Below are 19,966 nucleotides of genomic sequence, written 5' to 3' on the forward strand. Positions count from 1 at the left end.
GAAATAAAATATGGATATCAAATCAGAAGTTATCGAAATTATTGATGAGTTGTTTATGGAAGATGTTTCTGACATGATGGATGAGGACCTCTTTGATGCAGGCGTCTTGGATAGCATGGGAACGGTTGAATTGATTGTTGAGATTGAAAATCGTTTTGACATTCGTGTCCCAGTGACGGAGTTCGGTCGCGAGGACTGGAATACAGCCAATAAAATCGTAGCAGGCATTAGGGAGTTGCAGAATGCTTAAGCGTTTGTGGTTAATCTTTGGCCCTCTGCTTCTTGCTAGTTTTCTTGTTTTCTTACTGATCTTTTTCTATCCAAACAATCCGAGTCATAATTTGATGGAAGAAAAATATTCTGCAGCAGCGATTAGTTCGGAGAGCTTTAAAGAGAGAAGCCAAAAAGTGAGAGCCCTTACGGAACCCAATATGCGCTTTATTCCCTTTTTTGGCTCAAGTGAGTGGATTCGTTTTGATAGCATGCATCCTGCGGTCTTGGCGGAGAAATATAGTCGCCCCTACCGGCCCTATTTTTTGGGACAAGCAGGAGCGGCCTCGCTTAACCAGTATTTCGGTATGCAGCAAATCTTACCAGAAATCGAGGAAAAACAGGCAGTATTTGTCATTTCCCCTCAGTGGTTTACAGAGGAGGACTATGAGCCAGCCTTCTTCCAAAACTACTTTAACAACGATCAGTTGACAGCCTTTCTAGAAAATCAATCGGGAGAGATTGCAGCCAAACATGCGGCTAAACGTCTCTTAAAGCAAAATCCAGGAGTCTCTATGAAGGGTATCGTTGAGAAGCTGTCAAAGGGTGAGGAATTATCAGAGATCGACCATGCTATTATCAAGGCTTTTGCACGTTTTAATGAGCGTCAGGCTTCGCTATTTGGACAATTTTCCATTCGAGGAAAACTCAAGTACAAGGAACATGTGGAGAACTATTTAAAAGATCTTCCGGATCAATTTTCTTATGAAGAGTTAGAAAAAATTGCTCGAAAGGATGCAGAAGCCAATACCAATAATAACGATATGGGAATTGAAAATCAATTTTATAAGACTCAGGTGAAAGACTACCTCGAGAAGTATAAGGGCTATCAAAAAAATTACAATTTCCTCAAGTCGTCTGAATACAATGATTTGCAGTTGGTTCTCAATCAATTTGCCAAATCAAAGGTCAATGTCCTTTTTGTGATCCAGCCTGTCAATAAAAGATGGATGACCCATACAGGGCTCAGCGAGGAAATGTACCAACATGCTGTTGAAAAAATTCGTTACCAGTTAGAAAGTCAAGGTTTCACCAACATTGCTGACTTTTCTAAAAAAGGTGGAGATCCCTACTTTGTCAAGGATACGATTCACATTGGTTGGTTGGGTTGGCTAGCTTTTGATAAGGTTGTCAATCCCTTCTTAACGGATCCGACCCCAGCTCCAGACTATAAAATGAATGACCGCTTCTTCAGCAAGGACTGGGCGACCTATGATGGAAAAATCAAAGATTTTCAATAGATTAAGAAAAAACTTGAACTTTTTGGTTCAGGTTTTTTGTTAAATAGCGAATATTTGAGAGAGAAATAGGTCAAAAGTTTAAATTTTTTCAGAAATAGCGTATAATGTAATAGAAAAGAAGAAAAGAAAGGGATTTTAAAATGAACAAACGTTCTTTGTTACCTGTCTTGTCGACAGCCCTGTTAGCTCCAGCCTTCTTAGCTGGACAAGTCTATGCTGAAGAAGCAACTGCCCCTGCAGAAAGCCCTGCAGTTGTAGCAAATTCAGCAACTTCAGAAACTCCTGTAGCTCCAACAACTGAGGCGGCAACTCCCACAAGTGCTGAATCGGCGGAAGTAAAGGAAGCTCCTGTTGAATCTCCTAAAAGCGAAGAAAAAGATACCGTTATCTTGCACACCAATGATGTCCACGGTCGTATCGTAGAGGAAAAGGGAGTTATTGGAGATGCCAAGCTAGCGACTGTCATCGAGCAGGAACGCGCGAAATCAAATCAAACGACTCTCGTCGTAGATGCTGGAGACGCCTTCCAAGGTTTACCGATTTCCAACTCTACAAAGGGTGAAGCACGCGCCGAAATTCTCAATCAGATGAAGTATGATGCCATGGCAGTAGGAAACCATGAGTTTGACTTTGGTTTAGACGAAGCTAAGAAATACAAGGAAATCTTGAAATTCCCATTACTTAGCTCAAATACCTATGTCAATGGAGCTCGTCTTTTTGAAGCTTCTACAATCGTTGATAAAGATAAGACTGTGGAAGGTGATGAGTTTGTTGTAATCGGCGTGACAACACCTGAAACAGCAACCAAAACTCACCCTAAAAATGTCAAAGGGGTAACTTTTACAGATCCAATCTCTGAAGTCAATAAGGTCATCGAAGAAGTTCAAGCCAAGGCTCGTGCAGAAGGTAAGGACTACAAACACTATGTTGTGCTGGCTCACTTGGGTGTGGATACCACAACCCCAGTAGAATGGCGTGGTTCAACTTTGGCAGAAGCTCTCTCTAAAAATCCTCGTCTCAAAGGCAAACGTGTGACAGTTATTGATGGGCATTCTCATACAGTAGCTTCCACAACTTATGGCGACAATGTTACCTATAACCAAACAGGAAGTTACCTTCATAATGTTGGGAAGGTTATCTACAAATCACGTCAGCTTTTGGGCAATCCAACTCAGATTCCGGCTGCTGATGCTAAAAAATTACCAGCCAATCCAACAGTTGAAAAACTAGTCAAAGACATTAAACAAAAATACGATGCTGAAAATGCTGTTGAAGTCGTTTCAAACAGCCCTGTAGAACTAAACGGTGATCGTGAAAATGTTCGGGTCCGTGAAACCAACCTCGGAAACGTCGTGGCAGACTCGCTCTATCAGTATGGACAGACAGGATTTAGCCATCCGACTGACATCGCTGTGACAAATGGTGGTGGCTTGCGTGAAACTATTGCAAAAGGCAAACCAATCACTAAAGGAAATGTCATTGCCGTTCTTCCTTTTGGAAATACCATCTCACAAATCCAAGTGACGGGGCAACAAGTCTTGGATATGTTTGAAAAATCACTCGGATCTATCTTGCAGGTCGATAAGGATGGCAAGAAGGTCTTGGATGAGAACGGACAACCATTGCTAGAACCAAGTGGTGGCTTCTTGCAAGTTTCAGGTGTGAAGGTCTACTATGATACCAACCTACCATCAGGAAAACGTGTCTTGGCCATCCAGGTCAAAAACCGCACGACTGGTCGTTATGATCTTCTGGACCTCGCAAAAACTTACTACCTTGCAACTAATGATTTCTTAGCTGCAGGTGGTGATGGCTACACGATGTTAGGTGGTGCGCGAGAAGAAGGTCCTTCTATGGATGCTGCCTTTGAAGAGTATCTGAAAACCGCTGATTTGACCCAGTATGAAAAGATTAATCCGAACTCACGGACGATTTCTGTGGATTCTAAAAACTTTAGTCTACCAGTAGAAACGCCTCAAACGAATGCGGCTGCTAACGATGCGACTACAAATGTGCCATTGACTTATGAGGTGGCAGGTCAATTTAGCAAGAAGGCGGTTGTCTCAGAAAAAGCTCTCCCAAATACAGGAAGTGAACAATCCATCTTCTTGCTCTTGATGGGAATGGTAGCTGGTCTGGCAGGTATCTTATCGAGCCGAAAACCAAAGCTAAAATAGGTTAAATTTCACATCTAGAAGAGTCTAGGGAAACGTTTTTACGCCTTTTTCCCTTGACTCTTTTTTGGTTTATGATATAATTAACCAGTAAAGAATCGGTGGCTATCTATGTTTTTTACGAAAAGATAGCTTGGGAAGGAGTAACACATGAGACAGCTTGCACAGGAAATCGACAATTTTTTAAACGAGGTGATCTTGAGATCTGAGAACCAGCATGAAATTCTGATTGGGCATTGCACAAGTGACGTAGCCTTGACCAATACTCAGGAACACATCCTCATGCTCCTGTCAGAAGAATCCCTAACCAACTCGGAGTTGGCTCGTCGCCTCAATGTCAGTCAGGCAGCAGTGACCAAGGCTATCAAGTCTTTGGTTAAAGAGGGCATGTTAGAGACATCCAGAGATCCAAAGGATGCGCGTGTGATTTTTTATCAACTGACAGAACTAGCTCGACCAGTGGCAGAGGAACACCACCATCATCATGAACACACGCTCTTAGCCTATGAACAAGTAGCAAGTCAGTTTACTCCAAATGAACAAGAAGTTATCCAGCGGTTTTTAACTGCTTTAGTAGGAGAAATTAAATAATGCGGTATATTACAGTAGAGGACTTGTCTTTCTATTATGACAAAGAGCCTGTCCTCGAGCACATCAACTACAGTGTTGATAGCGGGGAGTTTGTCACCCTGACTGGTGAAAATGGAGCTGCCAAGACAACGCTTATCAAGGCGAGCCTAGGCATCTTGCAGCCAAGATTTGGTAAGGTAACCATCTCAAAGACAAATACTCATGGGAAAAAGCTTAGGATAGCCTATCTTCCCCAGCAAATTGCCAGTTTTAATGCTGGCTTTCCAAGTACAGTTTATGAATTTGTCAAGTCGGGTCGCTATCCGCGAAAGGGCTGGTTTCGTCGTTTGAACGCCCATGATGAGGAGCATATCAAGGCCAGTCTAGACTCAGTTGGTATGTGGGAACACCGTAATAAACGGATTGGTTCCCTCTCTGGTGGGCAAAAGCAACGGGCGGTTATTGCACGGATGTTTGCTTCTGACCCAGATATCTTTGTCTTGGATGAGCCGACGACAGGGATGGATGCAGGGAGCAAAAATGAATTTTACGAACTCATGCACCACAGTGCTCACCATCATGGTAAGGCCGTTTTGATGATTACGCATGATCCAGAGGAGGTCAAGGCCTATGCAGACCGCAATATCCATCTAGTGCGTAACCAAGACTCGCCATGGCGTTGTTTTAACGTTCACGAGAGTGACCAGGAGGTGGACCATGCTTAGTTTGTTATCATATGACTTCATGCAGCGGGCCTTCTTGGCTGTCATTGCCATGAGTCTCTTTTCACCAGTTCTTGGGACCTTCCTTATCTTACGTCGTCAGAGTCTCATGAGTGATACTCTCAGTCACGTTTCCTTGTCAGGGGTTGCCTTTGGTCTGGTTTTGGGGATTTCTCCAACTATTTCGACCATTGTCATTGTCTTGATAGCTGCGGTCTTTCTGGAGTATCTCCGTACGGTTTACAAGAACTTTATGGAAATCGGGACTGCCATCCTCATGTCGACAGGGCTTGCAGTCTCCCTTATCGTGATGAGTAAGGGGAAAAGTTCGAGTTCCATGAGTCTGGATCAATATCTCTTTGGTTCGATTGTGACCATTAGCCAGGAGCAGGTGATATTCCTCTTTGTCATTGCTGCAGTCGTTTTGCTCTTGACTTTCTTGTTCTTACGTCCTATGTACATCCTGACCTTTGATGAGGATACGGCCTTTGTAGATGGACTTCCAGTTCGTACCATGTCTATTCTTTTTAACATGGTGACAGGGGTGGCCATTGCCCTCATGATTCCAGCTGCAGGAGCTTTGTTAGTGTCAACCATTATGGTCTTGCCAGCTAGTATTGCCCTTCGTCTGGGGAAAAACTTTAAATCTGTTATGTTACTGGCTAGTGCGATTGGCTTTTTTGGAATGGTAGCGGGGCTTTACATCTCCTATTATGCGGAGACTCCTGCTAGCGCAAGTATCACCATTATCTTTGTAGTTGTCTTTTTAGTAGTCAGTCTACTCAAGCGTTATATCAAATAGGAGACGAAAATGAAAAAACTGACCTTCCTTTTGGCAAGTCTTGTGACAGTATTCTTAGTGGCTTGTTCCAATCAAAAACAAGCAGATGGGAAATTAAATATCGTGACAACCTTTTACCCTGTCTACGAATTTACCAAGCAAGTCGCGGGAGATACCGCAAATGTAGAACTCCTAATCGGTGCTGGGACAGAACCTCACGACTATGAACCATCCGCCAAGGCAGTTGCCAAAATCCAAGATGCAGATACCTTTGTCTATGACAATGAAAACATGGAGACCTGGGTTCCCAAATTGCTAGAGTCTTTGGATAAGAAAAAAGTCAAGACTATCAAGGCGACAGGCAATATGCTGCTCTTACCAGGAGCTGAGGAAGAAGAGGAAGGTCATGATCACGGTGATGAAGGTCACCATCATGACTACGATCCCCATGTATGGCTCTCACCAGCACGTGCTATCAAACTGGTAGAGCATATTCGTGACAGCTTATCAGCAGATTATCCTGATAAAAAGGATACCTTTGAGAAGAATGCCGCTGCCTATATTGAAAAGTTACAAGCCTTGGACAAGTCCTATACAGATGGCTTGTCTCAAGCCAAACAAAAAAGTTTCGTGACCCAGCACGCAGCCTTCCGATACTTGGCTTTGGACTACGGTCTCAAGCAAGTATCAATCTCAGGTCTTTCACCAGACGCAGAACCATCAGCAGCTCGTTTAGCAGAGTTGACAGAGTATATCAAGAAAAACAAAATTTCTTATATCTACTTTGAAGAGAATGCCTCTCAAGCCCTTGCCAATACCCTTTCCAAAGAAACGGGTGTCAAACTAGATGTGCTCAATCCGCTAGAAAGTCTGACAGAAGAAGCAACCAAGGCTGGTGAGGACTATATCTCTATCATGGAGAAAAACCTCAAGGCTCTCAAGCAGACAACAGATCAAGAAGGACCGGAAATTGAGCCAGAGAAGGAAGAAAACACCAAGACAGTTCACAACGGTTACTTTGAGGACGCAGATGTCAAGGACCGCGCCTTGAGTGACTATGCAGGAAACTGGCAATCAGTTTATCCTTTCCTTGAGGATGGAACTTTTGACCAAGTCTTTGACTACAAGGCTAAGTTGACTGGCAAGATGACCAAAGATGAGTACAAGGCCTACTATCAAAAAGGCTATCAGACAGATGTGACTAAGATTAATATCACGGACAATACCATGGAGTTTGTTCAAGGTGGACAAAGTAAGAAATTTACGTATAAGTATGTCGGCAAGAAAATCTTGACCTATAAAAAAGGCAATCGTGGGGTGCGCTTCCTCTTTGAAGCGACCGATGCAGATGCTGGACAATTCAAGTATGTTCAGTTTAGCGACCACAATATCGCCCCAGTCAAGGCAGAACATTTCCATATCTTCTTTGGGGGCACCAGTCAAGAAGCTCTCTTTGAGGAGATGGATAACTGGCCAACCTACTATCCAGATAAGCTATCTGGTCAAGAAATCGCCCAAGAAATGTTGGCGCATTGATGTAAGAAAAAATCCCGCAAATCTGCGGGATTTTTTGGTAGAAACTTTATCTGGTTAGGTTGCGAGACGGTAAACCGCCTCTGCGTAGATGTCCATAGCGCGATAAAGATCGTCTAGGACAGCTGCTTCATTTGCCTGATGTTCAGTTTGTTGTGCTCCTGGAAAAAGAGCGCCAAAGGCTACACAGTTTGGCATGGTGCGGGCAAAGGTAGCACCACCTGATGAGAGAGGAGGAGTTTTATCTCCGGTTTTTTCTAGGTAGACTTGCATAAGGGTAGTAACAAGTTGGCTATCTCTTGCGACATAGAGGGGTGCTAGATAGTCAAATTCTTGGTAGTCAAGTTGGTAGTCTTTGGCGCACTGAGTGAGCTGTGCCACCAGTTTCTCCTTATCTGCTAGCACAGGTATGCGTATATCGATCCGAATCTCGGAGCTATCGGGATTGATAGTCAAGCCCGCAACATTAAAGGAAAGGGAACCGGACGGTTCATCAGCGACCTCCCCAAATATTTTCAGCCCTTTGCCGTCCTGCCCGGCTTTGTCGCTTAGAAAATGGAGAGTAGGATGTGAGTGAAGGTTTGCGAGTACACTGGCTAGTCGAATGACGGCATTTATACCCTGACTAGCGTCTTTGGCATGTTTGGGCAAACCGATAACAGTCACTGTTTGGTCTGCAGTTTGGTAATCATAACCAGCTTCTGTTAAACCTCTACAAACCGCTTCATAAAGAGGACCTTGGTAACTTGCCTTGTCTGGTACGACATTAAAGGCACCTCCGATATCGAGCTTGAGTTGATCAGAGCCGGGGCCATGAAGCTTGACTTGAAGGAGCCCCTTTTCAGCGTATGTCAAAGGAAATGACGAATCAGGGGCGAATCCCATACTGGCTGTTTCTTCGAGGGCATTGTAGCGTGCCATACATCTCCAAAGGGTTTCTTCATCCGTACCAAAGATAAAACGCACGCGCTTCTTAAATTGGATGCCTTGGTCAAGCAAGCTTTTCACTGCGTAGAGAGCTGCCAGTGAAGGACCTTTATCGTCCTGTGCCCCTCTTCCGTAGAGGATTCCTTCTTTAATGCTTGCTTCAAATGGTGGCGTCTGCCAATCTGATAGATCTCCTGCAGGTACAACATCCAAGTGACAGAGGATGGCAAGGAGCTCTCCCTCGCCAACCTCGGCATAGCCATAATAGCCCTTGGGATCAATATAGGTTCGAAAGCCAAGTTCATGGCAGATTTCCAGCGTCTTTTCTAGGACGTCTTGAATAGCTTGTCCAAAAGGTGTCCCCTGCTCCCCTTCGTGAAGAACAGATGGATAAGAAATCAAGATTTGTAGGCTCTTTACAAAGCTTTGTTTAATAGAATCAGTGATGTAGACGGTCATTCGTTTTACCTCGCACTATTTTATAGGAATGGCAGGAAGGTGCCTAGGATAAGCAGAAGCATGCTCACAATCACGATAGTGATAATGAGTTTCGCAACAAATTTCCACCAAGTTCCTAAGCTGATACGACCGAGTGCGAGAGCTCCCATCACAATACCAGAAGTAGGAGTGATGAGGTTAAGTACACCAGATGCAGATTGGTAGGCAGTGATGATGAGGCTTGCCTTGACATTGACAAACTCACCGAGTGGTGCCATGATACCCATTGTAGCACTAGCTAAACCTGATGAAGATGGGATAAGGAAGGACATAGGGAGGTAGAAGAGGTAGGTCAAGACGATAAAGACTTGAGGTGAGAGACCTTGAAGGCCGACTTCGCCCCAGTGAAGGATTGTCGCAGTGATCATACCGTCATTCATGATAACTTGGATACCACGGGCTACCGCACAAATCAAGGCTACTGTGAGAAGATCTGCTGCACCATTCATAAAGGTAGAGATGATTTTACTTTCCTTGAGGCCGTATACGATACCGATGAGGATCCCCATGACGGCAAAGAGCATAGCCCCTTCAGGGAAGTACCAACTACCAAAAGGTTGAGCAGATGAGCCGATCACTCCACCGACAACAGGAAGACCGATCAACCAGTTCTTCATATCTTCAAACAAGGTGATATGCAAGTCTACCCAAGGGATAAAGCTGGCGATCATGATGATAAAGGTCAAGATGAACAAGGCAAGTACATGTTTTTGTTTCTTGCTCAAGACAGATGGAGCATCATCATTGTCAGTGACTTTGAAATGTTTGAGGTCTTCTTCTCTTTGAGAATAAACGAGTGATTTTGTAGGATCTTTTTGAATTTTTTCTGCATAGCGGTAAACGAAGTAGGTACTCATACCCGTCATCACAATCCAGAAAATAATCCGGAGAATGACACCGTCCATAGAAGATACGCCTGCCGTATCAGAAGCGATAACAGTTGCGAATGGATTGAGTGTAGAGGCGAGACAGCCAACTTGAGAACCGAGTAGGATAATGGCAACAGCAGTAATGCTATCGAAACCAACAGCCATCATCACAGGGACGAGGAGTGGGTAAAATGCCATGGTTTCTTCACCCATACCATAAGTTGTTCCTCCTAGTGCAAAGAGGGGCATGAGGATGAGGATCAGCATTTTTTCGCGTCCCTTGTATTTCTTAACAATAGAGGCAATACCAACATCTAGTGTGCCAGTTGCATTGACAACGCCAAGGAATCCCCCAACCATGAGGATAAAGAAGGCAACGTCAATAGCGGCTTTTGTAGGTTCGTGACCGAGCATAGCCCGAATCGGAGCCATTAAAACATCGTAAATCCCTTGGGGATTAGAGGTAACGGTTTGATAGGTACCTGCAATGAGGTTACCTGCTTCGTCTGTATCATACTTACCTGCCGGGATGATCCAAGTCAAGATTGCCATAACAGCAATGATAATGATCAAAACAGTGTAAGATGACGGCATTTGGAACCTTTTTTTTGTATTTTCACTCATTTGTTTTTCCTCCTAAACTATGTCACAAAGTATAAAACGAATGATGTTGGTCTGCCTGTGTACTCCTAATCAAGCTTGTTTAAAAATCGACTAGTCTTTCACAATAATTGTTCCACTTTCGGATTCAATCAGGGCACCGAGATTGCTGAGTGAGGTGATAACAGCCTTACCAGCAGGGTGGTGGGTGACAAAGTCAATGGCAGCTTCGACCTTGGGTAGCATGCTACCTGGAGCAAATTGTCCTTGTTTGATGTATTCTTGAAGTTGACTAACGGTAACGCGTTCCAGCCTTTCTTGATTTGGTTTATTGTAGTTGATGTAGACGTAGTCTACGCCAGTGAGCACGATAAAAACATCTGCCTCAACCAATTCTGCCAGCAGTTGAGAAGCAAAGTCTTTGTCTATAACGGCTTCAACACCGTCCAAGTAACCGTTTTCATTTTCAATGACAGGAATGCCTCCACCGCCAGCAGCGATGACGATTTGTCCGTCATTGAGTAAAGTACGGATGCTATTGATTTCTTTGATGCCAATTGGTTTAGGTGAAGCGACTACCTTACGCCATCCCCGACCAGCATCTTCCTTAAAGGTAGCACCTGTCTTTTCACTTTCTGCTTTTGCTTCTTCTTCGCTATAGAAAGGACCGATTGGTTTGCTTGGATCAGCGAATGCTGGGTCGTCCTTGTCGACGATGACTTGAGTGACTACAGAGGCGACGTTCTTTTCGATGTTAGCGTCTACTAGGGCATTTTCCAAGGCGTTTTGGAGCCAAAAACCGATACTGCCCTCGGTCATAGCGACTAGAGAATCCAGTGGAAAGGCAGGATTTTTTTCAGAATTAGCCTTCAAGTGTTGGAGCAGGAGATTTCCAACCTGAGGGCCGTTGCCATGGGTGATGATGAGTTCATCCCCGTTTTGAATCAGTTTGACCAGATAACGAGCTGTTTCTACCAGAGCAGCTTCCTGAGCCTGGGCAGAGGGATCTGTGGAGAGGATGGCATTTCCGCCTAAGGCGACGACGATTTTCCGATGAGACATGATCTCTCCTTTCACTAAGATACAAACCTATCAGACCTCAAAGAAAAGATTGAAAGCAAGACCAAGGTTGGATGCTTGGAGCAAGCACTATTCTGATGAGGTGAGAGGTAGATGCATTGAGGTAATCTGGACGAAGGGAGTTCAAAAATGGATAAGAGTGGGTTAAACCACCAAAGGGACTAGACTAGTGATAAAAGGATGATAGGAAGGTTTGTTTAGAGGTGGCAATTGATTAAACGAACTTCTTATTTCTAGAAATATGGATTGTAATGCTTACTAGCCGGAGTCCCTAAGGTGCTTGGTTACTAAATGTTAGACTTTGGGAATATAGAGATTTCCAAGAGTCGCTGCCATGACAGCTTTGATGGTATGCATCCGATTTTCTGCTTGATCAAAGTGTCGTGCGTATTGACTGCGGAAGACTTCGTCCGTTACTTCCATTTCTTCTACGCCAAATTTTTCAGCTACTTGTTTACCGTAAATGGTATTGGTGTCGTGGAAGGCTGGCAAGCAGTGAAGGAAAATCAACTTGTCGTTTCCAGCTTTCTTCACCAACTCCATGTTGACTTGGTAAGGTTTGAGTAGGGCAACCCGCTCAGCAAATTTGTCTTCTTCACCCATAGATACCCAAACGTCAGTGTAGAGGACGTCAGCTCCTTTGACAGCCTCATCAGCATCTTCTGTAATCAGGATGTGGGCGCCGCTTTCTTTTGCATATCCTTTTGCCAATTCTACGACAGATTGGTCAGGGAAGAGTTCTTTTGGAGAGAAGACATGTACGTTGACTCCGAGAATCGCTCCCGTCACAAGGAGACTATTGGCAACGTTGTTACGACCATCTCCACAGTAGACCAAGGTCAATCCTTCTAGATGACCAAAGTTTTCTTGTACTGTGAGGTAGTCGGCCAACATTTGAGTTGGGTGCCATTTGTCAGTCAAGCCGTTCCAAACAGGAACGCCAGAATACTGAGCCAATTCTTCTACCATATCCTGGCTAAAACCACGAAATTCAATTCCGTCGAACATGCTGCCGAGAACTTTAGCGGTATCTTCAGTTGATTCTTTCTTGCCAAGTTGGATATCGTTGGCACCTAGGTATTCAGGATGTGCACCTAGGTCAATGGCTGCTGTTGTAAAAGCAGCCCGGGTTCTAGTAGAAGTCTTTTCAAACAAGAGAGCAATGTTTTTGCCTGCTAGATAGCGGTGTTCGATATTACGTTTTTTGAGGTCTTTCAAGTGAGCTGAAAGACCGATAAGGTATTCGAGCTCTGCTCGGCTAAAATCTTTTTCTGCTAGAAAACTACGTCCTTGAAATAGGGAATGTGTCATGATAACCTCTTTCTAATACTTCGTCCTAAGGGACTTGGCCAAGTATAATCTGTCTATCTATCAGAAGGGTGAGGAAGTCAAATTTCTTCGCGTTCAAACGGCATAGACATGCAACGAGGTCCACCACGGCCACGTACCAATTCCCTTCCGCGAATCTTAATGAGGCGAAGACCGTATTCTTCCAGTTTCTTATTGGTAACGGTATTGCGTTCATAAACAACTACCACACCTGGTGCGATTGCAAGGGTGTTAGAACCGTCATTCCATTGTTCACGAGCAGCAGCAACGATGTTTCCGTCCCCACATGGGATGAGGGTTACCTTCTCAACACCGAGGTTTTGGGCAAGGAGTTCTGCTAGATCGCCTTTTTCTTCGACGATTTGCAATTCTTCATTTTCATAGGTCACAGAGAAGACTCGGAGGTTGCCTTGGATTTCTGGGTGGATAGTAAATTTATCGTAGTCCACCATAGTAAAGACAGTATCCAAGTGCATGAACTTACGGCTGTTTGAGAATTCAAAGGCCAATACTTTTTTGAAGCCAACATTTTTTTTGAAGATGTTGACAAGTAGTTTTTCTATAGATGCCGCATCCGTCCGTTGAGAAATACCTACAGCTAGAACATCTTTAGAGAGAACAAGTTCATCGCCTCCTTCGATGCGTGTCGTTTCTTCACGATTGTAAATCAAATCAAGGCCACCGTAAACGGGGTGGTATTTAAAAATGTATTTACCGTAGAGGGTCTCGCGGTTACGGGTGTCGGCATACATATGGTTGAGCGATACAGCATGCCCAATTGTGGCAAACGGATCGCGAGTGAAGTAGAGGTTGGGCATAGGATCGATAGCAAATGGATAATCTGACTCAACTAAGTCGGTTAATCCTTTTGCTGATTCAGGGATTTCAGGGAGTTCTGTTTTTTGAACCCCAGCCATGGTTTTTTCGATTAATTCGAGATTGTCTTCTATGTCTTGGAGGAGCTTGCGAATTGCAATCTTAGTTTGACGGCCACGGATGTTGGCTTCGTCTAAATATTCCTCGATGAATTGATTTCGGATTTCTGGAGTAGTCAATGATTCAGCAGCCAGTTGCTCTAGGTAAAGGACTTCGACTCCTTCGTCACGAAGTGCCTGAGCAAAAGCGTCGTGCTCACTCTGGGCGTCCGCTAAAAATGGGATGTCATCAAAGAGTAGCCTCTCGAGGTGGTCCGGCATTAAGTTTTCCAACTCTTTGCCCGGACGATGCAACATAACTTTTTTCAGTTTCCCAATTTCTGAGAATACCTGAATTGGATGTGAAGACATGTGGTTTCCTCCTTTAAAATTTTGCTTTGATACCTTTTTGATACCGCTTACATGTTCGTTATAACACAAACAATAATGCTTGTCAAGGACGAAAATATAGAGAAAATTTCGACAAAATATGGTTTTTATAGTGTTTTATGTTAATATGCAGTAGGGGATAGAAAACAAAGATAAAATGGATATACATACAATAAAACGAATAGAAAAATTTTTAAAATTTTATATTAAATTTTATGATTTGAGATGAAAAAATTACTTTCATACATAGAATTAATAAGGGATTCGGCTGAGGTTGTAATTGAAAGAATGATGGTAAATTATATGAAATCTATCTGAAAAGCCTTTCTTACGGAAAGTGTAAAATGTATATTGTACAAATTATAGAATCTTTTCTGAGTATTTAGGAAGACAGCCTTGTCTTATTGACGCTACCTAGATTTTTTGTTATAGTCAACGAGGTAACAACTAGGAAGAATGGTTTATTCACAAGTTGTGGATAAGTCTGGGGAGAGCAGGACATTCAGTTAGTAAACTAGAGCTATCTTGAGAATAGTATCGGCAACTAGTAACGAGCTAGTTTTCTGGTAGAAATCGTATCGCAGTGGGGATTTGAGCAGGCAGCCTGAGGGTGACAGTTTCAAAGTCTAAGAGCTGGAGTTTGGGAAAGCTAATTTTTAGGCAGGTTTTCTTATCCACAACCTGTGGATAACTTTGGGAACAAGAGAAATAATCAGAGAAAGAGATATGAGATGATGACAAAAATAAAACCGCATGGACCATTACCAAGTCAGGCCCAGCTAGCTTATCTGGGAGATGAGCTAGCAGCCTTCATCCATTTTGGTCCAAATACCTTTTATGACCAGGAATGGGGAACAGGTCAGGAGGAGCCTGAACGCTTTAACCCGACCAAGTTGGATGCGCGTGAGTGGGTTCGGGTGCTCAAAGAAACAGGTTTTAAAAAGCTGATTTTGGTGGTCAAGCACCATGATGGTTTTGTCCTCTACCCAACTGCTCATACCGATTATTCGGTTAAGGCTAGCCCTTGGAGGGATGGAAAGGGGGATTTGCTCCTTGAAGTTTCCCAAGCTGCAACTGAGTTTGACATGGACATGGGAGTGTATTTATCTCCTTGGGATGCCCATAGTCCCCTCTATCATGTGGACCGAGAAGCAGACTACAATGCCTATTATCTGGCTCAGTTGAAGGAAATCTTATCAAATCCTGACTATGGGAATGCTGGTAAGTTCGCTGAGGTTTGGATGGATGGTGCTCGAGGGGAAGGGGCCCAGCAGGTCAACTATGAGTTTGAGACTTGGTTTGAAACCATTCGTGACTTGCAGGGCGATTGTTTGATTTTCTCAACTGAGGGAACTAGTATTCGCTGGATTGGCAATGAACGGGGCTATGCAGGGGATCCACTGTGGCAAAAGGTGAATCCTGACAAACTAGGAACAGAAGCAGAGCTGGACTATCTTCAGCACGGAGATTCCTCAGGCACGATTTTTTCAATCGGAGAGGCAGATGTTTCCATCCGTCCAGGTTGGTTTTACCATGAGGACCAGGATCCTAAGTCTCTTGAGGAGTTGGTCGAAATCTACTTTCACTCGGTGGGCCGGGGAACTCCACTCTTGCTCAATATTCCGCCGAATCAAGATGGGCTATTTGATGCAAAGGATATTGAACGCCTTTATGAATTTGCGGCTTATCGCAATGAGCTCTATAAAGAAGATTTGGCTCTGGGAGCTGCGGTATCTGGTCCTACTCTCTCCGCAGACTTTGCCTGTCACCATCTGACAGATGGACTGGAGACTAGTTCTTGGGCAAGTGATGCAGAACTGCCAATTCAGTTAGAGCTCGATTTAGAGTCACCTAAAACTTTTGATGTAATTGAGTTAAGAGAAGATTTGAAGCTAGGGCAACGAATCGCTGCTTTCCATGTTCAGGTAGAGTTGGATGGTGTCTGGCAGGAGTTTGGATCAGGATTTACAGTAGGCTATAAACGCCTTTTACGCGGATCCATGGTAGAGGCTCAGAAGGTACGTGTAATCATCACAGAGGCACAGGATTTGCCAGTATTAACTAAGATTTCACTTTATAAAACACCTAGCTTGTCAAAAAAAGAAGCTGTTCAGCAACTGGAGTTTTCAGAAAACAGTCTCGCTGTGACCAAGGGAGAAAATGCCTATTTTACAGTTAAGCGCAGAGAATGTAGTGGTTCTTTAGAGGCTAAGATTTCGATTCAACCGGGGACTGGTGTGCATGGTGTCGCCTATCAGGACGAGATTCAAGTCCTTGCGTTTCAAGATGGGGAAAGCAAAAAAGATTTGACCATACCAACCCTGTATTTTGCTGCTGATAAGACCTTGGATTTCTATCTGAATCTAACGGTGGGTGGTCAGCTTGTAGATCAACTTCAAGTCCAAGTTTCATAAAAAAACCTTTGCACCGCGCAAAGGTTCTTTTGGTTATTAGTGATTTGGTAACCAGCTGAGGGTGAAGTTCAGTTGCTCAGCTTTCAAGAGTTCTTGGTGTTGGATGCTAGATACAGAGGTCTTGTCCAATCGACACTCTTTGACAAAGTTAAAATGGCTGTAGTTTTGTTCAGCATAGATATCCAACCATTTATTTTCTTTAGCCAGGTAGACACGGAGATGATCAAAGAGGGGGATTCCGAGATCATAGCTGGTCTTGCCCGGACAGGTCGGATAAAAACCGAGAGCCGACCAGATGTACCAAGCAGAGAGACTGCCATTATCCTCATCGCCAGGATAGGCTTGCCAGCTTGGGTGAAAAGCTTTTTGACGCAAGGTCTTGATGAGTAGAGCAGTGTAGTCAGGGTAGTCACTGTAGCGGAAGAGATAAGGGATGTGGAAGCTAGGCTGGTTGGAAATGGCGATTTGTCCAAAGGGAGCAGTAGCCATCTCGCTCATCTCGTGAATCTCGTAACCATAGCCGGTCGTTTCAAAGAGAGGAGCATCCTGACAGGCTTTCAAAAGGTAGTGGCTAAAGGCTTCTTTTCCACCCATCAGTTGGATTAAGCCGGGGATGTCGTGGAGGACGCCTAAAGTAGCTTGAATGGCTGAACATTCGGCGTAGTCTCGTCCCCAACTGTAAGGAGAGAAGTCAGGTCGGAAGTTGCCTTGACGATCTCGCGCACGCATATAGCCTTTCTCAGAGTCAAAGAGATGACGGTAATTCTGCGACGCGACCTTATAAGTCTGGGCGATGTCATTCTGACCTTGTTTTTCGGCACAGCTGGCGATGCAAAAATCACTATAGGCGTAGTCTAGGGTGTGGCTGACGCTTTCGTGGTGGTCAGTAGAGAGATAACCTAATTCTTGGTATTGAGCTAAACCGTGGCGACCGTTGATGCCAAGAGGGTCAGACTTGGTGGCTGTCTCCAGCATGGCTTGGAGGAGTTCTTCTTCCAATTCGGGAGCCATATCCTTACAGGCGCTATCTGCGATAATGCCGTCCAATAGAGTCCCTGGCATCATACCACGTTCATCTGGAGCTAGCCATTTAGGCAGGAATCCAGTATCACGGTAGCTATTGAGGAAACCTTCTAGAAAGCGGTGATAGTGTTCTGGTATAATAAGGGCAAAGAGAGGGAAGGTGGTGCGGAAGGTATCCCAGAAACCATTGTTGCTAAAGAGGACACCAGGCTTGACAGTACCAGTAGACAAATCCATGTGGATGGCCTGCCCTGACTCGTTCACCTCATAAAATGTCTGTGGGAAGAGGAAAAGTCTGTAGAGGCAGTGGTTAAAGAAGGTCCGGTCGGCTTCACCTGTCTCCACGATATCAAAACGGTGGAGGAGATTTTCCCAGTTCGCTTTCGCACTTGCTTTACAGCTATCAAAGTCCGTTTGAGGTAGATTAAGCAGCGCTTGAGAAGGAGAAATAAAGGAAGTCGCTAGTTGGATTTCAGCATGGCTATCTGCGAGGTCAATTCGCCAGTCTCTGCTTTCTTGGCTGACAGCAAGAATCTCCGTATTTATTTTTAGGGCGGTGAAGAGTATCAGTGGATTTTTATTGGTCTCTGTTTTGCCTTCTTGTCTGAGGGCCAGAGTCCGCTTATCTACCTGCTCCACTGTCAGTTCATCTTCTGCGTGAAGATAGAGGGCGAGGGCTTTGCCTTGCTTTTGCTCCAAACGAATAGAAGCGCCATAGCAAGTCGGTGTGAGCTGGGTTTCAATCTGATAGCGCAGAGAAAAGAGTTTCAAATAGTGAGGCTGGAAGCAAGCTTTATCTATATCATAAGAAGACTGGCGGTGAAAGAGACTGTCTCCCCCAAGCTGACCTGTGACAGATGTCAGAAGGAGCCATGAGTAGTCCCCAATCCAAGGGCTAGGCTGGTGGGTTAAGCGAATCCCCTGAAAGATAGGCAGATGCGGATCGAAGAACCAAGCTCCCTCCTGATCACTGGTCTGGGGCACAAAATAATTCATCCCAAAAGGCACGCCTGTGTATGGTAGGGTATTTCCCCGAGAGAAGGCATGCTTGCTAGCAGTACCAAAGCGGGTATCGATGGTTTCAAGTAGTGGTTTCATAAACTAACTTTCTGTAAACATTTTTGTATACAGTATAACACAAAAATAAAGGAAGATAGCTAAAAGTTAAAATAAGTGCATAAATATCTAAATAAGATTTACAAATATACTCTTTTCTGTTAGAATGAGGCCAAGAAAGGAGATTATCATGAGTGAATTTGAAAAGAATCCTGCCAATGATGAATTGGTAGAAAAGGTGACGGAGCAGACTCCCGAGCTGACAGAAACAATTGAGCAAGGTCACAAAGAAGATCAGCCTAACATTGAGGAAGAGTCGAAAAGTGATCAAGTGGTAGAACCGAAGCAAGAAGGAATCAGCCTTCAAACCTTATTGCAAACAAAGCGCAAGGAAATCATTGCAGTGCTTGCTATTGTTGTGCTTGCGATTGTCGCTTTCGTTGGCTACAATATTTATGACTCACAACCAAAGAGTATTATAGATGAAGTAAAGGTTCAATTTTCAGGATATGAAGAAACTGGGAAGTTAACTTATAACAGCGAAGAAATCGCATCTAAAATCGAAGAATTGTCTTATCGAAAGGCTGGATTTAACAATAATCAAGCGAAAGCTTTGGCTCAAAAAGATCCTGTGGCTTATTCGGAAGTGAGTAGAAATCCGAAACTAGCAGCCATGTTACAAAAAGCTGAAGCGATGATTACGAGCGTCCAATTTAATTTCGATCGGACTAGTGAACTTAAAAATGGTGATGAGGTTACCTTTACGATCGCTACGAATTCTCAAAGTGCGGCAGTCAAAGCAGAAAAGAAAACCTTTAAGGTTGCTGACTTGAAAGAGTATGAGAAAGTATCAACAGCGGATTTGCTCAAAGAAACTCCTGTGACATTTACTGGATTTAATGGGTATGGCATAGCGTCCATTACAGAAAAACCTAATAAAGATGGCTATTTCAACTTTGAAGATAACAAACGTCCGACTAACTTGAAGAACGGAGATACAGTTACTCTTACTGTTAGTGTGACCTATATCAATGAGTTGAAATCAAAAGGAAAAGTTGTTGACAACAACAAGGTCGAGGTGACGGTTGAAGGTTTGAAGGACCTAAAAGATGTGAAGAATTTTGCGGATCTTCTGAAAAAGAATGATGATTATAGCAAGTCTGAACATCAAAATAGCTCCTTTAGCATCTACACTTTAGAGTCGCAAGGCAGCTATTTGAAAGTTATCCCAGAAGAGAACAAAAAATCAAATGGAAAAGTTTCGTTGATTACAGTCTATAAAGTAACTTGGTCAAGTGGCAACTCAAAAGAAGTTCGTTACAAATACTATGGTTATCAAGCTTACCTTTTGAAAGATGGCAATCTAGATCTTGATGCTGCTTCTAAGGTATCAAGCTGGGGATCAAAAGATTTAGAGGGTCTAAAAGCAGAACTGGCTACCGAGGGTTATAAGGTTTTCGAAGAAAAGAAAAGTGAATAAAAAGTTGGGCAGAGCCCCAACTTTTTTTCATAAGTTTGTTTCAAAACGACTTTAGTTTGTGTATATCTTTTAGGGGTGATTTTTTTTATACTGAA

The 19,966-nt window shown here is 43.8% G+C and carries 15 protein-coding genes; 9 read left to right on the forward strand and 6 right to left on the reverse strand.

The genetic code is table 11. The features are described from left to right. Positions 1–10: 10 nt before the first annotated feature. The 7 genes from dltC (at position 11) to ACVC7S_RS04550 (ending at position 7,294) form a co-directional block, all read left to right on the forward strand. Positions 11–250, forward strand: a complete 240-nt coding sequence (gene dltC / locus ACVC7S_RS04520; protein WP_000351974.1) for a D-alanine--poly(phosphoribitol) ligase subunit DltC — start codon at positions 11–13, stop codon at positions 248–250. Beyond that, complete coding sequence (dltD, locus tag ACVC7S_RS04525) at positions 243–1,511, forward strand: D-alanyl-lipoteichoic acid biosynthesis protein DltD (RefSeq protein WP_447266352.1); 1,269 nt, start codon at positions 243–245, stop codon at positions 1,509–1,511. Before dltC ends, dltD begins: the two co-directional genes overlap by 8 nt. 140 nt (positions 1,512–1,651) lie before the next feature. Beyond that, entirely contained in the window at positions 1,652–3,688 is a 2,037-nt protein-coding gene (gene nt5e / locus ACVC7S_RS04530) for a cell surface ecto-5'-nucleotidase Nt5e (RefSeq protein ID WP_447266353.1), read from the forward strand. Positions 3,689–3,835: 147 nt separating this feature from the next. Continuing rightward, positions 3,836–4,276, forward strand: a complete 441-nt coding sequence (adcR, locus tag ACVC7S_RS04535; protein ID WP_001249328.1) for a zinc-dependent transcriptional regulator AdcR — start codon at positions 3,836–3,838, stop codon at positions 4,274–4,276. After that, positions 4,276–4,980, forward strand: a complete 705-nt coding sequence (locus ACVC7S_RS04540; protein WP_001269485.1) for a metal ABC transporter ATP-binding protein — start codon at positions 4,276–4,278, stop codon at positions 4,978–4,980. The genes adcR and ACVC7S_RS04540 overlap by 1 nt, the downstream gene beginning before the upstream one ends. After that, on the forward strand, positions 4,973–5,779 hold the full coding sequence (locus ACVC7S_RS04545; RefSeq protein WP_447266354.1) for a metal ABC transporter permease: 807 nt from the start codon (positions 4,973–4,975) through the stop codon (positions 5,777–5,779). Before ACVC7S_RS04540 ends, ACVC7S_RS04545 begins: the two co-directional genes overlap by 8 nt. A 9-nt stretch (positions 5,780–5,788) precedes the next feature. Then, on the forward strand, positions 5,789–7,294 hold the full coding sequence (locus ACVC7S_RS04550; RefSeq protein WP_447266355.1) for a zinc ABC transporter substrate-binding protein AdcA: 1,506 nt from the start codon (positions 5,789–5,791) through the stop codon (positions 7,292–7,294). A gap of 54 nt (positions 7,295–7,348) precedes the next feature. Here the strand turns inward: ACVC7S_RS04550 and ACVC7S_RS04555 are convergent, their stop codons facing one another. The 5 genes from ACVC7S_RS04555 to arcA form a co-directional block, all read right to left on the reverse strand. Next, positions 7,349–8,677, reverse strand: coding sequence for a dipeptidase (locus ACVC7S_RS04555; protein WP_447266356.1), 1,329 nt, complete (start codon positions 8,675–8,677; stop codon positions 7,349–7,351). A 20-nt stretch (positions 8,678–8,697) separates the two neighbouring features. Continuing rightward, positions 8,698–10,209 carry a YfcC family protein gene (locus ACVC7S_RS04560; protein ID WP_447266357.1) on the reverse strand — a complete coding sequence of 504 codons (1,512 nt, stop codon included), beginning with the start codon at positions 10,207–10,209 and terminating at the stop codon, positions 8,698–8,700. 90 nt (positions 10,210–10,299) lie between these two features. Next, entirely contained in the window at positions 10,300–11,247 is a 948-nt protein-coding gene (gene arcC / locus ACVC7S_RS04565) for a carbamate kinase (protein WP_096408642.1), read from the reverse strand. Between the two features lie 312 nt (positions 11,248–11,559). Further along, the gene (gene argF, locus ACVC7S_RS04570; RefSeq protein ID WP_447266358.1) at positions 11,560–12,576 is read right to left on the reverse strand and encodes an ornithine carbamoyltransferase; all 1,017 of its coding nucleotides are present in this window, start codon (positions 12,574–12,576) and stop codon (positions 11,560–11,562) included. Between the two features lie 77 nt (positions 12,577–12,653). Beyond that, complete coding sequence (gene arcA, locus ACVC7S_RS04575) at positions 12,654–13,880, reverse strand: arginine deiminase (protein ID WP_000094628.1); 1,227 nt, start codon at positions 13,878–13,880, stop codon at positions 12,654–12,656. A 752-nt stretch (positions 13,881–14,632) separates the two neighbouring features. Between arcA and ACVC7S_RS04580 the strand changes: the two genes are divergently transcribed. After that, a complete protein-coding gene (locus ACVC7S_RS04580) occupies positions 14,633–16,312 on the forward strand; it encodes an alpha-L-fucosidase (RefSeq protein WP_447266462.1) in 1,680 nt (559 codons plus the stop codon). 36 nt (positions 16,313–16,348) lie between these two features. Here ACVC7S_RS04580 and ACVC7S_RS04585 read toward each other — a convergent pair whose 3' ends face one another. Beyond that, positions 16,349–18,433 (reverse strand): GH92 family glycosyl hydrolase, encoded by a 2,085-nt coding sequence (locus ACVC7S_RS04585; protein ID WP_447266359.1) that lies wholly within the window; start codon positions 18,431–18,433, stop codon positions 16,349–16,351. Between the two features lie 148 nt (positions 18,434–18,581). Between ACVC7S_RS04585 and ACVC7S_RS04590 the strand changes: the two genes are divergently transcribed. Next, positions 18,582–19,871, forward strand: coding sequence for a hypothetical protein (locus ACVC7S_RS04590; RefSeq protein ID WP_447266360.1), 1,290 nt, complete (start codon positions 18,582–18,584; stop codon positions 19,869–19,871). The last annotated feature ends 95 nt before the right edge of the window (positions 19,872–19,966 follow it).

This window comes from Streptococcus sp. Z556 (assembly GCF_053010225.1).

Coding starts and splice junctions, on each gene's coding strand:
- dltC (WP_000351974.1), top strand. CDS start 11: ATGGATATCAAATCAGAAGTTATCGAAATTATTGATGAGTTGTTTATG.
- dltD (WP_447266352.1), top strand. CDS start 243: ATGCTTAAGCGTTTGTGGTTAATCTTTGGCCCTCTGCTTCTTGCTAGT.
- nt5e (WP_447266353.1), top strand. CDS start 1,652: ATGAACAAACGTTCTTTGTTACCTGTCTTGTCGACAGCCCTGTTAGCT.
- adcR (WP_001249328.1), top strand. CDS start 3,836: ATGAGACAGCTTGCACAGGAAATCGACAATTTTTTAAACGAGGTGATC.
- ACVC7S_RS04540 (WP_001269485.1), top strand. CDS start 4,276: ATGCGGTATATTACAGTAGAGGACTTGTCTTTCTATTATGACAAAGAG.
- ACVC7S_RS04545 (WP_447266354.1), top strand. CDS start 4,973: ATGCTTAGTTTGTTATCATATGACTTCATGCAGCGGGCCTTCTTGGCT.
- ACVC7S_RS04550 (WP_447266355.1), top strand. CDS start 5,789: ATGAAAAAACTGACCTTCCTTTTGGCAAGTCTTGTGACAGTATTCTTA.
- ACVC7S_RS04555 (WP_447266356.1), bottom strand. CDS start 8,677: ATGACCGTCTACATCACTGATTCTATTAAACAAAGCTTTGTAAAGAGC.
- ACVC7S_RS04560 (WP_447266357.1), bottom strand. CDS start 10,209: ATGAGTGAAAATACAAAAAAAAGGTTCCAAATGCCGTCATCTTACACT.
- arcC (WP_096408642.1), bottom strand. CDS start 11,247: ATGTCTCATCGGAAAATCGTCGTCGCCTTAGGCGGAAATGCCATCCTC.
- argF (WP_447266358.1), bottom strand. CDS start 12,576: ATGACACATTCCCTATTTCAAGGACGTAGTTTTCTAGCAGAAAAAGAT.
- arcA (WP_000094628.1), bottom strand. CDS start 13,880: ATGTCTTCACATCCAATTCAGGTATTCTCAGAAATTGGGAAACTGAAA.
- ACVC7S_RS04580 (WP_447266462.1), top strand. CDS start 14,633: ATGACAAAAATAAAACCGCATGGACCATTACCAAGTCAGGCCCAGCTA.
- ACVC7S_RS04585 (WP_447266359.1), bottom strand. CDS start 18,433: ATGAAACCACTACTTGAAACCATCGATACCCGCTTTGGTACTGCTAGC.
- ACVC7S_RS04590 (WP_447266360.1), top strand. CDS start 18,582: ATGAGTGAATTTGAAAAGAATCCTGCCAATGATGAATTGGTAGAAAAG.